Origin of the sequence: Rhodoferax potami, assembly GCF_032193805.1 — a bacterium.
Classification (GTDB): Bacteria; Pseudomonadota; Gammaproteobacteria; order Burkholderiales; family Burkholderiaceae_C; genus Allorhodoferax; species Allorhodoferax potami_A.
Genome location: NZ_JAVBIK010000001.1, coordinates 2,105,215 through 2,119,056, shown reverse-complemented (window position 1 = coordinate 2,119,056; position 13,842 = coordinate 2,105,215). Strand labels below are relative to the sequence as shown.

At 55.9% G+C, this 13,842-nt stretch carries 14 protein-coding genes and 1 pseudogene; 7 read left to right on the top strand and 8 right to left on the bottom strand.

Annotation, left to right across the window (positions count from 1 at the left end; genetic code table 11):
• Window positions 1-140: 140 nt before the first annotated feature.
• From RAE19_RS10160 to RAE19_RS10145, 4 genes are all read right to left on the bottom strand, one after another.
• Window positions 141-749, bottom strand: a complete 609-nt coding sequence (locus RAE19_RS10160; RefSeq protein ID WP_313874775.1) for a TIGR00645 family protein — start codon at window positions 747-749, stop codon at window positions 141-143.
• A gap of 66 nt (window positions 750-815) precedes the next feature.
• Entirely contained in the window at window positions 816-1,610 is a 795-nt protein-coding gene (locus tag RAE19_RS10155) for a D-hexose-6-phosphate mutarotase (RefSeq protein WP_313874774.1), read from the bottom strand.
• A 121-nt stretch (window positions 1,611-1,731) separates the two neighbouring features.
• The gene (locus tag RAE19_RS10150) at window positions 1,732-2,028 is read right to left on the bottom strand and encodes an RNA recognition motif domain-containing protein (RefSeq protein WP_313874773.1); all 297 of its coding nucleotides are present in this window, start codon (window positions 2,026-2,028) and stop codon (window positions 1,732-1,734) included.
• Window positions 2,029-2,139: 111 nt separating this feature from the next.
• Entirely contained in the window at window positions 2,140-2,379 is a 240-nt protein-coding gene (locus RAE19_RS10145) for a hypothetical protein (RefSeq protein ID WP_313874772.1), read from the bottom strand.
• A 363-nt stretch (window positions 2,380-2,742) separates the two neighbouring features.
• Between RAE19_RS10145 and RAE19_RS10140 the strand changes: the two genes are divergently transcribed.
• Together RAE19_RS10140 and RAE19_RS10135 are read left to right on the top strand one after the other, a co-directional pair.
• Window positions 2,743-2,934 carry a CsbD family protein gene (locus tag RAE19_RS10140; RefSeq protein WP_428984042.1) on the top strand — a complete coding sequence of 64 codons (192 nt, stop codon included), beginning with the start codon at window positions 2,743-2,745 and terminating at the stop codon, window positions 2,932-2,934.
• Window positions 2,935-2,965: 31 nt separating this feature from the next.
• Window positions 2,966-3,274 carry a hypothetical protein gene (locus RAE19_RS10135; RefSeq protein ID WP_313874771.1) on the top strand — a complete coding sequence of 103 codons (309 nt, stop codon included), beginning with the start codon at window positions 2,966-2,968 and terminating at the stop codon, window positions 3,272-3,274.
• Between the two features lie 44 nt (window positions 3,275-3,318).
• Here RAE19_RS10135 and RAE19_RS10130 read toward each other — a convergent pair whose 3' ends face one another.
• Window positions 3,319-5,121 (bottom strand): sensor domain-containing diguanylate cyclase, encoded by a 1,803-nt coding sequence (locus tag RAE19_RS10130; protein WP_313874770.1) that lies wholly within the window; start codon window positions 5,119-5,121, stop codon window positions 3,319-3,321.
• A 239-nt stretch (window positions 5,122-5,360) separates the two neighbouring features.
• On the opposite strand from RAE19_RS10130, the gene RAE19_RS10125 reads away from it, so the two are divergent.
• From RAE19_RS10125 to RAE19_RS10110, 4 genes are all read left to right on the top strand, one after another.
• Window positions 5,361-7,148 (top strand): DEAD/DEAH box helicase, encoded by a 1,788-nt coding sequence (locus RAE19_RS10125; protein WP_313874769.1) that lies wholly within the window; start codon window positions 5,361-5,363, stop codon window positions 7,146-7,148.
• Between the two features lie 127 nt (window positions 7,149-7,275).
• On the top strand, window positions 7,276-8,694 hold the full coding sequence (locus RAE19_RS10120) for a DNA methyltransferase (RefSeq protein WP_313874768.1): 1,419 nt from the start codon (window positions 7,276-7,278) through the stop codon (window positions 8,692-8,694).
• Window positions 8,694-9,773: a hypothetical protein gene (locus RAE19_RS10115; RefSeq protein WP_313874767.1), complete on the top strand. Its 1,080-nt coding sequence runs from the start codon at window positions 8,694-8,696 to the stop codon at window positions 9,771-9,773. The genes RAE19_RS10120 and RAE19_RS10115 overlap by 1 nt, the downstream gene beginning before the upstream one ends.
• Window positions 9,774-9,901: 128 nt before the next feature.
• Window positions 9,902-11,317, top strand: coding sequence for a DUF2130 domain-containing protein (locus RAE19_RS10110; RefSeq protein WP_313874766.1), 1,416 nt, complete (start codon window positions 9,902-9,904; stop codon window positions 11,315-11,317).
• 379 nt (window positions 11,318-11,696) lie between these two features.
• On the opposite strand, the pseudogene RAE19_RS10105 reads toward RAE19_RS10110, so the two are convergent.
• The 3 genes and pseudogenes from RAE19_RS10105 to RAE19_RS10095 all read right to left on the bottom strand — a co-directional run.
• A pseudogene (locus RAE19_RS10105) lies at window positions 11,697-11,924 on the bottom strand (CreA family protein); the annotation flags it as partial.
• Between the two features lie 42 nt (window positions 11,925-11,966).
• Window positions 11,967-13,054, bottom strand: a protein-coding gene (locus RAE19_RS10100; RefSeq protein WP_313873731.1) for an IS3 family transposase whose coding sequence is annotated in 2 segments (ribosomal slippage) — window positions 11,967-12,793 and window positions 12,793-13,054 — 1,089 coding nt in all. Because the reading frame shifts where the segments join, the coding sequence is not laid out codon by codon here.
• The gene (locus tag RAE19_RS10095) at window positions 13,029-13,358 is read right to left on the bottom strand and encodes a CreA family protein (protein ID WP_313874765.1); all 330 of its coding nucleotides are present in this window, start codon (window positions 13,356-13,358) and stop codon (window positions 13,029-13,031) included. Before RAE19_RS10095 ends, RAE19_RS10100 begins: the two co-directional genes overlap by 26 nt.
• Window positions 13,359-13,429: 71 nt before the next feature.
• Here RAE19_RS10095 and RAE19_RS10090 point away from each other — a divergent pair, with 71 nt between their 5' ends.
• Entirely contained in the window at window positions 13,430-13,810 is a 381-nt protein-coding gene (locus tag RAE19_RS10090; RefSeq protein ID WP_313874764.1) for a VOC family protein, read from the top strand.
• Window positions 13,811-13,842 lie beyond the last annotated feature (32 nt).

Below are 13,842 nucleotides of genomic sequence, written 5' to 3'. Positions count from 1 at the left end.
AAACCGTCCCTTGTGATGCTACTTTTGCTATATTTTTAGTAGCTAGGTGCGCAGAAATTACTTGGGCTAGAGGCCTATTTGACCAAAAATTCTGCGCCTTGAGGGCAGGCCACAGCCTAGTGGCCTGCGGCAAACCCGCCTTAGTGGCTGGTGTTCTGGTGGCTGCTGTTGAGCAGCTTGTCGGTGTAGGCAATCGCAATGGCCGAGAACAAGAAAGTGATGTGAATCGCCGTCTGGGCGATCAGCACTTTTTCGTCGTAGTTGGCAGCGTTGATAAAGGTCTTGAGCAGGTGGATAGAGCTGATACCGATGATGGCGGTAGCCAACTTCACCTTGAGCACCGACGCGTTCACATGGCTCAACCACTCAGGTTGGTCGGGGTGACCGTCGAGGTCCATACGGCTCACAAAGGTCTCGTAGCCGCCCACGATCACCATGATCAGCAGGTTGGAGATCATCACCACGTCAATCAGCGCGAGCACCACCAGCATGATGATGGTTTCGTTCAGCGCGGGCACCGGCACATCTGACTTGTAGCCGATGCTGGTCACCAGCGCCTGCAGCGCGGTCTGGCTGCCGAAAGCGGCCTCCAGCAAGTGCACCAACTCCAGCCAGAAATGGAAGACGTACACGCCTTGTGCCGCAATCAGCCCGATGTAGAGCGGCAGCTGCAGCCAGCGGCTGGCAAAAATGAAACTGGGAATGGGGCGCAACTTGGCGCGCTTGGTAGTGGATTCTGGAGAGGTCATGGAGGTTTCCGTTAGAGGGTGCCGGGCACCGTGTGCGCCGGCATTGTAAAAAAGCGGGGCTTAGCCCTACGCGGCGGTGACCAAGTACTGGCAACCCTGCCAGTGCGCGCCCGGTGCCAGCTGCACCGGCACGCCCACCGAGGCCGCCTCCACACACAGAAAGCGGGCATAGCCTCCGGCGGGCAAATCGGCAATCACGGCTTGCGGCCCGGGGTTCCAGACCACAGCGTCGGTAAAGCCTTCGTGGGCCATGTCCAAGGCACTGGCAGGGCTGCGCAGGGCAAAGGGGCCGGGCACAGATTCAAACAAATGGTCAATCGGCTCGGCCAGCGACAAGACCTCGCCTTGCGGCAATACGCCGGTTAGCGTGGCTTGGGTGACGTCACCCACCTCGAGGTAGGTGTGGAGTGCCGCATGAAAGCTCAACGCACTGCTGCCGGTGTTATGCACGGCCAGCGTGATGCGCAGGCCAGCCGCCTCCAAAGCCACAGCCAGGGTGCACACACAGTCATGGGCCCACAGCGCGGTTTCTGCGGCGGAATGCTCCATGCGCATGACCAGCGTGGGGTGCGCAGCGCCGGCCGGTGTGTCGGCCAAAGCCCAGTCGCGGGTGCGGGCAAAGCCATGGCGCATCAGGGGGCCGCGCCCACTGAATTGCGGAAAAATCACCGGCACCCCGCCCCGCACGGCTTGCGGGCCGGCCAGTGGCGAGAGCGGGCTGCAATACAAGCGCTCGGTGCCGCTTGCATCGATCCACGAGATCACCTGGCCACCCCGCAGCAGCGCAGTGACCGAGTCCCCGTGCGGGCCCTGCAGCCGGACTGCAGGCGCGCCGTCTATCGTCAAAGTTTCAAATGTCATTCCCCCAGTTTATCGGGTGCTTGTGACCATCAAGTAATGGGGCGGCTCAACTATCAATACACCCCCCGCCAGACGCAAAAAGCCGGCTACCAGAGCCGGCTTTTTTGTGGGCGATGAGCGCTTAGTAGCTGCTACGGCCGCCGCGGTAGCCGTCAGAGCTACCACGGTCTTCACGCGGACGAGCCAGGTTGACCACAATGGAGCGGCCATCCACGGATTGACCGTTCAAACCGTCAATGGCGGCTTGGGCAAATGCGGGAGTGCTCATTTCCACAAAGGCAAAGCCCTTGGAACGGCCGGTGTCGCGGTCCATCATGACCTTGGCGGAGGTCACTTCGCCGAATTCGGCGAAATTGCTCTGCAAGCTGTCATCGGTGACGGAGTAGGGCAGGTTGCCCACGTAAATTTTGCTGCTCATGGTGAGCCTTTCAGTGAGTGCGCTGTCAGCCCGGGTGGCCGGGGTGCGCGGGTTTGCAGCCTTTGCGGGCGGCGGAATAGGGTGATGTGTGTCGAGTGCGTCCGGCCTGCTTCAGCAGGTTTGCGGGCTGGCAATGCCGGTTTCAAGCCAGCCTTGGGTAATGGCGTACACGCGGGCGGCTTCGCGAGAGACAAACTCGCAGTCGAAGTTGAAGACCCGGCAGTAAGCGCCTTTGCTCTGGCTGCGTTGGACAGCGATGGAGGCACGGAACAGACCGGCGCTGGTTTCTTGCGTTGCGGGCGAAACAATGTAGTTGCCCATCGGGATAGCGGATTCGAAATTCTGATTCATTTAAAGGGAGAGGTGCGGGCCACGTTGTAAGGCCGGCTTGAGCAAAAAGAGATTCGGTTGGCTGCTGCTCTGCAGATCAACGCGGTCGACAGGTGTCGAATAAACCGGGAACCAACGGCAGGAGACATCTCGTGGTGGTTCTCGTGGAACAGGGGTGTGTTGGGAGGTACACCGCATTCCTACCTCGAATTATATGCACGCAGGAATAAAAGTCAACTCATTTATTCTCAATGGTTATAAACAGCGCTTTCGCCCCGGGTACGACAGCGCACCGACGGTCCCCAACGCCCCGCCTATGGTGCAGCTTGTGCAACCTTTGTTGCATGCCGGTGATGAGCCGGACCACCTTTTCAGGAGCGAGTCATGGGTATCAACAAAGACCAAATTAAAGGGCGCACACAAGAAGCCAAGGGCAAGGTCAAAGAGGTCGTGGGCAAAGCCTTGGGCAACAAGTCGCTCGAGGTCAAAGGCAACGTGCAAAAGAACCTAGGCGCGGTGCGTGCGTCGGTGGGCGACGCCAAAGAAAGTGTCGCTAAAGCCATCAAGCGCTCATAAAGCCTGCGGCAGGAGACCCCCAGAATCACCTATGCCACTCCTCTCGATCCAACAGAGCCGTTTCGCGTACTTTGCAGACTTCGGGGTGTATGGCGTGTGCGTGGCAGCGCTGGCGGCGTTTTTGGGCCTTGCGGCGCCCCACGCATTGCAGTGGCAGCTCGTGGCCTGGGCGCTGGGCGGGCTAGGTGGCTGGACCCTGATTGAGTATGGCCTGCACCGCTTTGTGCTGCACCGGTTGCCCCCGTTTCAGGCTATGCACGAGCTGCACCGCCAGCGCGGGCACACCCACCACTACGGCTTGAGCACCAGCCTGTGGGATCACGTGTTTCGCACTACATAGCACTTGGTGGAGGGGGCCTTGTACACAACACCCCTCAATACCAGCTACCAACCCGAGGGCTGGGCCAGAACCACCCGGTTGCGGCCCTGGGCCTTGGCCTCGTAGAGGGCGTTGTCTGCATTGCCCAGCAGGTTCTCGGGGCTGCTCTCGGGGCCGGGCACCGTATATGCCACCCCGCAGCTCAGGGTCACAAAGCCCTCTTCAGACAGTGGGTGCAGCATGGCCAGCTCGCGCACCGCGTCGCAGGCGCGCTGGGCCATTTGCAGGGCCTGCGGGCCATCGTTGCCGGGGGCAATGATCACAAACTCCTCGCCGCCATAGCGGGCCACCAAATCGCTGGCGCGGCTCACACCGCTGATCGCCAGGGCCACCTCGCGCAGGCACTCATCGCCGGCCTGGTGGCCAAAGTGGTCGTTGTAGCGCTTGAACCAGTCCACATCCAGCATCACCAGCGCCAAGGGCTGGCTCACCCGCTCCAGCCGCGCCCACTCTTTGTGCAGCACCTGGTCAAAGTGGCGGCGGTTGGCAATGCCGGTCAGGCCATCCACCATGCTCAGGGCCTCTAGGCGGGCATTGGCCGCTTGCAGCTGGCGGGTGCGCTTTTCGACGCGGTAGGCCAGCTCTTTTTCAGAGGCCTGCAGGGTGTCGACCAGCTGGTCTTGAATGGCTACCAGCTCGCTCTGGGCGCTCATTTTTTCGCGACGCATTTCGTTAAAGCGGTCTGCAAGGGCCAAGGCCAGCACCAGCATTTCAAACACCGAGCCCAGCTGCAAACCGTCTACGGTAAAGATATTGGTGGGCATCCAGCCATAGGCGCGCAACACGGCCATCAGGGTGCCGGCCAGCAGCAAACTAAACGCCCCCAGCTGGAAATACGCCGCCCGCATCCGCCGGATGGAGCCCCACACCGCCACCCCGCCGTAAAACAAAATGGTGAACCCGAAAAACGCAGTGCCATACGGCGCCACCACCGGCAATGCAAACCAATAAGCCACGGGCGCCAGCACATGCACCCACGTCATCAGCTGCATGACGCTGTCGACCCGGGGCATGGTCCGCGGGGTATCCAACATGCGCCGGGTGAACGGGTAAAACGCCGCCAGCGTGAAAGAGATCGCCGTAAAAAACGAGAAATTGCCCCACACCAAGCTCGCCGGCCACAGATATTGCGCGCCCAAGCCGGTCTTGGAGGCCACGGTCACCGCCATGGCCAACACAAAGATCACGTAGTAGATGTAGATGCGGTCCCGGATAGCGAGCCACAGCAACAGGTTGAACAGCACCATGGCGCTGGCCATGCCGAAATACCAGCCCTGCACCATGTACTCCGGGCGGCTGGCAATGTCGAAATCGTGGGGCTCCCACAGGCGCAAGGGCACGATCAGCGAGGAGCTGTTTTGCACCCGCATGTACACGACCTGCTCGGACTGCGGGCTCAAGGTGAGCGGGAACACAAAGTGGCGGTGCGGGTACGGCCGGTTGGCAAAGGGGGCGTCACCCCCGGTCACCATGGCCTTGTAGTTGCCCGAGGCATCAGGCACATACAGCGACACGCTGGAAATGCGCGCATTGCTCACCTCCAGCAACTGCTCTATGGGCCGCAGCTCGGGGTTGCGGATTGCCAAGCGCAACCAAAACGCCGAGCGGCTGTAGCCGAGCGAGAGGCCTTTGGCAACCTCGGCCCCTTTCTCAAAACCACCCGCGCGATCTGCGGCCAACACCTCGGCCAGGGTGAACGCGCCCGACACGTCTTCGAGCACCGCCACCACCGGGCCCGGGTCCACGCTGCCGGAACCCGGCGCTCGCACATCCACTGCAGCTGCCGACACCCAGAGTGGCAGCAGCATCAGGCAACAAGCTATAAATTTGATAGCTACCCGCGCAAAAGAAATGAGCGCCAGAGGCATATTTGGCTCGAAGTTTGATGGCGTTACCAGCATGGTAGCGGAATCAGGCCCGGAGAGGTAGCCAACTATTGCCCGCGCAAAATCAGTGAAATTCGCAAGCGCCAAAACTGGAAATTGTGCTTTTATGCGGGCACGATGGCAGCCATCTAAAAAAATGCATTCAGGGTGGCAGGTAGTTCATGGCGACATTGATTCCGGCAATTAGTGCGTGCGTTTCGCGCATGACCAGTGGTGAACGCAGAGTGGCCGAGCGGCTGGAGCAAAAGCTCGATGACGACTACCTGCTCTGGTACGACGTGCCCATGGGCCCGCGCAACACCCACCCCGACTTTTGCGTGCTGCACCCGCGGCGCGGCATCTTGGTGCTGGAGGTGAAAGACTGGAAGCTCAGCACCATCCAACAGGCCGACAAACAGACCTGGGAAATCATCCCCGACGGCATCCCCAAAACCGTGGCCAACCCGCTGGAGCAAGCCCGGCAATACGCCCAAACGGTGGTGACCGCCCTGCAACGCGACAAGCAACTCATTCAAACCGAAGGCGCACACGCGGGCAAAGTGGCTTTTCCGTGGAGCTATGGCGTGGTGTTGACCGAAATCACCCGCAAGCAGTTCGAAGCCGCCGAACTGCACCACGCCATCGAACCCCACCGCGTGCTCTGCAAAGACGAAATGCTGGAGAGCGTGGACGCCGAAGACCTGCAAAGCCGCTTGTGGGACATGTTCCCCTACGGCATGCGCGGCACGCTCAGCCTGCCCCAGATCGACCGGGTGCGCTGGATCATGTTCCCGCAAGTGCGGGTGCAAACCAGCGGCAACTTGTTTGACGACAACGACGCTGAGGCCGAGCTGCCCGACATCATGCGGGTGATGGACCTGCAGCAAGAGCAGCTGGCCCGCAGCCTGGGCGACGGGCACCGCGTGATCCACGGCGTGGCGGGCTCCGGCAAAACCATGATCTTGGGCTACCGCGCGGAGTATCTGGCCCAAGCCAGCACGGCGAGTAGCAAACCCATCTTGATCCTCTGCTTTAACGAACCGTTGGGCGTGAAGCTGCGTAGCGTCATGCAGGCCAAAGGCTTGGGCGGCAAAGTGCATGTGCGGCATTTTCATAAATGGTGCCGCGAACAACTGGTGGCTTATGGGCAGGCCATACCCAATCAAGGCCCGCGCATGTTTGACGAGATGGTGGAGAACGTCATCCGCGGTGTGGACCGCAAACAAATCCCCAGCGGCCAATACCAAGCGGTGATGATCGACGAGGGCCACGACTTCGCGCCCGAATGGCTCAAGCTCGTTACCCAAATGGTGGACCCCACCACCAACAGCCTGCTGGTGCTGTACGACGATGCGCAGAGCATTTACGAGCGTGCCCGCAACAAGCAGTTCAGCTTCAAGAGCGTGGGCATCCAGGCGCAGGGGCGCACCACCATCCTGAAGATCAACTACCGCAACACCCGCCAGATATTGCACACCGCCAGCCTGGTGGCCGCGGACCTGCTGACCGCAGACGACAAAGACGACGACGGCATCCCCCTGCTCAAACCCGTGAGCTGCGGGCGCGAGGGGCAAGAGCCCCTCATCATCAAACTGCCCACCCTGCAAGCCGAGATGGAAGCTATTGCCGACCACTTTGCCGCCGCGCACAAAGAGGGTTTTGCCTGGGGCGACATGGCCGTGCTGTGCGCAGACACCAAGACGCGCGACCTGTGCGCCCGCACTTTGGCGCAGCGAAAGTTGCCGGTAGAGAACCGCTTGGGCTCTGGCGACTTTGACCCCACCAGCAACAAGATCAAGGTCATGACCATGAAGGTCAGCAAAGGCTTGGAGTTCCCCGTGGTGGCGCTACCCGGCGTGGGGCATATGCCTGCGGCGGGGGCGGATGAGAAGGAAGCGGCAAGGGTGTTTTATGTGGCGGCTAACCACCACAGACTGTTGGAGCCTATCGGCTACATTCCTCCTACCTAAGCTGAAGAAAATTACTATCGGCAATTAGCCAGTCAGGCCGCCATCTAGGTCTGACTTAACCTAACGGGCCTACACGAAACCCGGGACGATTAAACTGGGCGGACTAACAGAGAGAAACGGTAAAAAAGTGGTTGAATCCAAAATCAAAGAAAACAGTGCTAAAAGATTGAATGTGAAAGGCTACTCAGGAGTCTATAACTGTCACAAGTACTGGGGTAAAAAGCCTGTAGAGCTGTATGAACTCATCCTTGATGAGTTTACAGAAATGGAATCCCTTGTTTGTGATCCCTTCGTCGGTTCGGGAGTACTTCCTAGCGTCTGTTTTTCGAGGGGGATTAATTTTGATGGATGTGATCTCAATCCAGCAGCTATTGAAGTAGCCAAGATTTTTATTCAACCTCCATCAAAGAGTGAAGTTAGGGAAATTCTTGAACTAATTAAGACAACGTGTGAGAAAAATATAAATGAGAGCTACACACTGAAAGACGGGACCCTAATTTCTCACATCGTATGGAATGAAGCTGGTGTAGATGAGGTTTGGACAAAAGTTGGGAGAGCAACCAAGCTAGTTCCGCTCAATAAGAGTATTAAGAAGCAAGTACAGTTCACAAATGAAATCAAACTCAACTTTTTCAATGATAGAGAGCTTCATAAGAACAGTCGTATAAATGTTGAGGAAGGGCAGATGGTTTCTGATCTGTTCACGCCTCGAGCATTACAAAATATCGACTATTTACTTGGGGCAATATCTACCCTTAACGAAAGACAGCAAAGGATTGCTAAATTCATATTGACATCTTCACTGGGACAGATGTCAAGAATGGTTTTTACGATTGGAAATCGTCGAGCCAAGAAGTCCGCTGAACCACAGAAAAAATATGAGGTGGGAAGTTGGGTTATTGGATACTGGAGACCTAAAACATACTTCGAGATTAACGTATGGAACGTATTCGAAGGACGTTCAGTCAGATTGATCAATTCTTTAGACAATTATGTATTTGGGAAAGATACCTTACCCAAAGTCACTATCAAATTAGATTGTGAAGATGCTGTCGAGCATTTGAAAAAAATGAAAAAGGAATCGGTTCACTTGTTAGTGACAGATCCTCCTCATAGTGATCGTATCCCATACCTTGAATTGTCTGAAATGTGGAATACATTTTTGGGATTCAAGTCTGATATGAAGAGTGAATTTATTTACTCAAATTCATCGAAACGTGAGAAATCTCTACAGAAATACCTAGAAAAACTCGATGATGTAATCAAGCAGGTGGGACGTGTATTAATACCTGGTGGCTATTTTGTGTTGATCTTCAACACGACTGAAACTGAAGTTTGGGAAGCAATCAAGAAGAGCATTCAAGAGAGCAAAGAAGGGTTGCAGTATCTCGGAAGGTTCTCAGCGGATTACAGTGCTGGCTCAGTGGTTCAAGACAACAGAGAAGGGGCTTTGGTTAATGATTGGTGTTTGGTCGTTTCGAAAGGGAAGCCGAACTCAAAATTTTCTACAAATCGCTTACCTTCTTGGACTAAGGAGTGGATCTAATGGATTTCAAAACAGCTGAAAATCTTTTCAAGAGTGAGAAACTCAATGAGCTTGCTTCCACAAAGGAGGGGGCAAAATTTCTTAGGCTTCGCTCCTTAAGCCGATCAAAATACCTTCTTGATTTTTTGGGACAGCACGGTGTGGATGCTGAAAACCTGAAGGTTAAGGAACAGCTACCAACAGCCTTTAGTCTTGATGTTGATCAGACTGTGATTGATTCGTTCATTAAACAAAACTACGAAGAGGAAAGAAAACTTCGTCGTGAACAAGAAGAAGAGTTGTTCAATGAACTCTATAAACTCAAGGTATTTGATTGGGGTGGTCTTCACCAGAATAGTTTGGAGAAGACGATAGTAGATAACTACATCAAAAAGATTTCATCATACGATCAAATAGAGAAAAAGATCGAAACTGATTTACAAAGTAGTCTGAGAGGATATGTCCTTTGTTCTTGGTATAACCATTGGACTTCTATTTTGATCGAAGATGTTTTTAAGGATCATAAAAGAGTCTTACCAGCCCTAGGTTTGATTCCTAAAATTGATTTCTTCATCGATGAAACCCCATTTGACTTGAAGGTTACGTATCTTCCTGAAGGATACATAGCGGAGAGTAGACGATCGGCTGGTCTCAAGCCAGAGCTGACGCTGTTGAAACAATCAGCTAGAAGTCTTGGTATTCCAATTGATTCCGAGCTGACAGCTTCGGAGCAGCTTGAAAATTTATGGATGAAGCACACAGAGTTTCAGGCTTCTGGTTCCAATACCGTTGTAAAAGAACTTGAGAACTTTAGGTTTGAGCTAATTTCGTCTATTGAAAATAACTCTACGAAATTGATAAAGTGGCTTTACGAAAATCAAGGCATACGGAGATTTGATGCTTCTAATCGATTTTTTATCGTCTTGGTCAATACAGGAAATTTTTTCGAAGGTTGGAAATTGAAGCGAGCTCTTCCACTGTTGAAAAAAGCGACTAGTGAATATCTCGATGCGAAAAAAGATGTCGGAAAAGATGTTTCTTTTGAGTGGGAAGGACAGACCTATCAAGTAAAAGGTGATGTTCTCGTAATTAAAAACTAAGGGAAGCACCCATTGGCTGTATTAGGTACGGTAAATCGAACCTTTCTTAAGTAATGGCTTACGGTAGCTTCGATATTTTTTTTGTTAGCTGTTCTAGTGACTCCCCAACCGACAAATGAGGCACAGATATGCACGAAATCATCTGCCCCCACTGCAGCAAAGCCTTCAAGATCGACGAGGCGGGGTATGCCGACATCCTCAAGCAGGTGCGCGATGGCGAATTTGAGCAGGCTTTGCACGAGCGCCTCGAATTGGCTGAGCGCGAAAAGCACAACGCCATTGCCCTGGCCAAGGCCGAGGTGACCAATGCGCTGCAAAAAGCTGCGTCTGCCAAAGACACCGAGATTCAGGCGCTGAAGGCCCAGCTGGACGCGGGCGAGGTGGAGCGCAAGCTGGCGGTCACCGAGGCCTTGAGCAAAGTGAGCCAAGAGCGCGATGCGCTGGCGAACGAGCTGAAGAACGAATTAGAAAAGGCTCGCAGCGCGCAGCAGGCCGCAGCCCAGTTGGCCGAGGCCAAGCTGGCCCATGAGCTGCAGGCGGCTGCCGCCAAAAAGGACGCCGAAATTCAGGCCATGCAAGCCAAGCTGGCGGCCAGCGACACCGCGCGCCAGCTGGCCGTGAATGAGGCTGTGAGCGTGGTTGCCCGCGAGCGCGATGGGCTCAAAAATGACCTGAGCCTCATCACCGTCAAAAACCAGCTCGAAGAGAAAGCCATCAAAGAGCAATTCGCCTTGCAGCTGCGCGACCGCGAGGGCGAGATTGAGCGCCTGCGGGACATGAAGGCGCGGCTATCCACCAAGATGGTGGGCGAGACGCTGGAGCAGCACTGCGAGATTGAGTTCAACCGCATTCGTGCGGCGGCGTTTCAGCGGGCGCATTTTGAAAAAGACAACGACGCCCGCTCCGGCAGCAAGGGCGACTACATTTTTCGCGACATGGATGAGTCGGGCAACGAGATCGTTTCCATCATGTTTGAGATGAAGAACGAGAGCGACGAAACCGCCACCAAAAAGCGAAACGAAGACTTTCTGAAAGAGCTGGACAAAGACCGCACCGAGAAGGCGTGCGAATACGCGGTGCTGGTGTCTTTGCTGGAGCCCGAAAGCGAGCTGTACAACAGCGGCATTGTGGATGTGTCGCACCGCTACCCCAAGATGTATGTGGTGCGGCCGCAGTTTTTTGTGCCGCTGATCACGCTGCTGCGCAATGCGGCGTTGAACTCGATGAAATACAAATCCGAGCTGGCGCTGGTGCGCTCGCAGAATGTGGACATCACCAAGTTTGAGACCCAACTTGACGAGTTCAAGACCGCGTTTGGCCGCAACTGGCGCCTGGCCTCTGAAGGCTTTGAAGAAGCCGTGAAGCGCATTGACGAAGCCATCAAGGACCTGGAAAAAACCAAGGAAGCGCTGCACAAGTCCGCCAACAACCTGCGCCTGGCCAACGACAAGGCCGACGACCTGACGATCAAAAAGCTCACCCGCGGCAACCCCACGATGGCGGCCAAGTTTGCGGAGCTGCAGGGGCCCCATGACCTCGCCTGAAACTGAGTAGGGCACGCTGGGATTTCGAGTGGGGCCAATGACACGGGCCCTGCTTGCCAGATCGACGCCCTTGGAATTTGCTCCGGTATTGATAGCATCTTGCGCCTATTCCATATGGGCTAGGTGCCGAATTGGCTTCTATTTGCGGGGTGACGTCAGTTGCCTTGACGCCAGTATCGCGCCACTTCAAGTGGCGCGATACTGGCGCGATTCCACCAAGAGCCATGACCTGTTCCCGATGTCGTTCATCGACGTGCCGCAGTCGGCCTATGAACATTCATGCAAGTAGTACGAGGCTGGCAATGCGGTGCGTTTCGGCATCAGACCCTTGGAGCTTGCCGCGTGGCAAGACCTGCACGGCCGTGCAGGTTGATGCTTGTCACTTCACCGGAATAGGCAGCTCCGCCGGCACCGGCACTGCGGTTACGCTGTTTTTGGGGCTGCCTTCGATGATCTTGTCGGAGTACGACAGGTAGACCAGGGTGTTGCGCTTCGCGTCCACCATGCGCACCACGCGCACGTGTTTGAACAAGAAAGAGGCGCTGGCCTTGAAGACTTCGTCTTGCTTGTCGACCTTTTCTTTGAAGCTGATGGGGCCCACCTGGCGGGGTAATCCCCCCAATTTCCACCGGACCTAAAAGTAGAACGGTTATGCAGCCATGGCCAAGTGCTGCATTGGGGTGAAACCGCCCAGGGCCATATTCGGGCGGTCGTGATTGTAGGACCACATCCACTGCGTGGCGAAGTCCTGAACTTCTTCAATACTGGACCAGTAATACTGGGATAGCCATTCGTATCGAACAGTCCTGTTAAACCGTTCGACATAGGCATTCTGCTGTGGCTTGCCCGGCTGGATATATTCAAACCGGATGCCCCATTCCTCGGCCCAGTTCTGGATGGTGCCACTGATGTTCTCGGGCCCGTTGTCACATCGAATCACTTGCGGCTTGCCACGCCAGGAAATGATCTGCTTCAATGCTCGGATCACCCGCTCCGACGGCAGCGAGAAGTCCACCTCAATGCCCAGCGCCTCACGGTTGAAGTCGTCGATGACATTGAACAAGCGCAGGTTACGGCCGTCCTCCAGCTTGTCGTGCATGAAGTCCATCGACCAGACCTGATTGATGGCCTCTGGCACAGCCAAAGGCTCGGGCTTCTCACGCACCAAGCGCTTCCTAGGCTTGATACGTAGGTTCAACTCCAGCTCACGATAGATGCGGTACACGCGTTTATGGTTCCACCCGAAACTCTTCACATTGCGCAGATACAGGTAGCACAGGCCAAAGCCCCAGTTGCGGTGGTTGTCCGTCAGCCGCATCAACCAATCAGCGATGAGTTCATTCTCAGCGTTTTGCTTGGACTCGTAGCGGTAGCAGGATTCGCTGATTGAGAACACGGAACAGGCGACCCGTATGGCAAGCCCACGCTGCTGCACGACTTCTTTGGCCATCTCGCGCCGGCGAGACGGCCGGCTTACTTTTTTGCGAGGTACTCGTTGGCGATCTCGGCCTTGAGTTTCTCTTCCAGATACATCTTCTTAAGCCGCCGGTTCTCGTCTTCGAGTTCCTTCATGCGGGCCATCATGGATGTGTCCATGCCACCAAACTTGGCACGCCACTTGTAGAACGTGGCGGTGCTGATCCCCAACTCACGACAGATATCAGGAACCGGCAAACCGGCTTCAACACGCTTCAATGCAGCCATGATCTGGCTATCCGTAAATCTCGACTTCTTCACGTAGAACTTCCTTCTTAGAAAATTCTACTTCTCGGTCCTTTGGTTTATCGGGGGGATTACCGCGGCAGGCGACTGAGGCATCAGACGTGTCTTCTGCCAAGCCCAGCGCGCCGGCGTAGCCGCCGGTTTTGGCGTGCGACAGGTAGCAGGCCACGCCGTTGACGACCGGGTCGTCAAACACATCGACCACCACTTTGTCGTTGGGGCTGAGCAGTTTGAAGGTGGTGCTGACGGTGCCCACGGTTTCGGCGCTGGCGGCCAGCGCAAGGCTGCTGAGCAGCAAGGCGGCTAGTGTTTTTTTCATGACAAACTCCCTTGGTAAAAATGAGGCGGTGCTTCATTGTGTGCCCATTACCAACCCCAGGGAGACTTGCCATGCAGCTCGGCTACACCATCCTCTACGTCCCCGACGTGCCTGCCACGCTCAAGTTCTACGAGGCGGCCTTTGGCCTGACCACCCGCTTTTTGCATGAAGGCGGCGACTACGGCGAGCTGGAGACGGGCAGCACCGCGCTCGCGTTTTCAGCCCACCGCCTGATGCAGCAGCTGGGCAAGAACCCGCAGGCCGCCAGCCCCACGGCGCCCTGCTTTGAGATTGCGCTGTGCACGCCCGATGTAGGCGCCGCGTTGGAGCGCGCCATAGCCGCCGGCGCCACGCCCATGCGCCCCCTGGAGGTGATGCCATGGGGCCAGACGATTGCTTATGTGGCCGACATCAATGGCTTTTTGGTGGAGTTGTGCACGCCCATGGGCTGAGCACGGCGCAAGCGTGCCACGCGCTTTGCTAC

Coding starts and splice junctions, on each gene's coding strand:
- RAE19_RS10095 (WP_313874765.1), bottom strand. CDS start 13,358: ATGAAAAAAACACTAGCCGCCTTGCTGCTCAGCAGCCTTGCGCTGGCC.
- RAE19_RS10145 (WP_313874772.1), bottom strand. CDS start 2,379: ATGAATCAGAATTTCGAATCCGCTATCCCGATGGGCAACTACATTGTT.
- RAE19_RS10160 (WP_313874775.1), bottom strand. CDS start 749: ATGACCTCTCCAGAATCCACTACCAAGCGCGCCAAGTTGCGCCCCATT.
- RAE19_RS10115 (WP_313874767.1), top strand. CDS start 8,694: ATGGATTTCAAAACAGCTGAAAATCTTTTCAAGAGTGAGAAACTCAAT.
- RAE19_RS10155 (WP_313874774.1), bottom strand. CDS start 1,610: ATGACATTTGAAACTTTGACGATAGACGGCGCGCCTGCAGTCCGGCTG.
- RAE19_RS10130 (WP_313874770.1), bottom strand. CDS start 5,121: ATGCTGCTGCCACTCTGGGTGTCGGCAGCTGCAGTGGATGTGCGAGCG.
- RAE19_RS10135 (WP_313874771.1), top strand. CDS start 2,966: ATGCCACTCCTCTCGATCCAACAGAGCCGTTTCGCGTACTTTGCAGAC.
- RAE19_RS10090 (WP_313874764.1), top strand. CDS start 13,430: ATGCAGCTCGGCTACACCATCCTCTACGTCCCCGACGTGCCTGCCACG.
- RAE19_RS10150 (WP_313874773.1), bottom strand. CDS start 2,028: ATGAGCAGCAAAATTTACGTGGGCAACCTGCCCTACTCCGTCACCGAT.
- RAE19_RS10110 (WP_313874766.1), top strand. CDS start 9,902: ATGCACGAAATCATCTGCCCCCACTGCAGCAAAGCCTTCAAGATCGAC.
- RAE19_RS10125 (WP_313874769.1), top strand. CDS start 5,361: ATGGCGACATTGATTCCGGCAATTAGTGCGTGCGTTTCGCGCATGACC.
- RAE19_RS10140 (WP_428984042.1), top strand. CDS start 2,743: ATGGGTATCAACAAAGACCAAATTAAAGGGCGCACACAAGAAGCCAAG.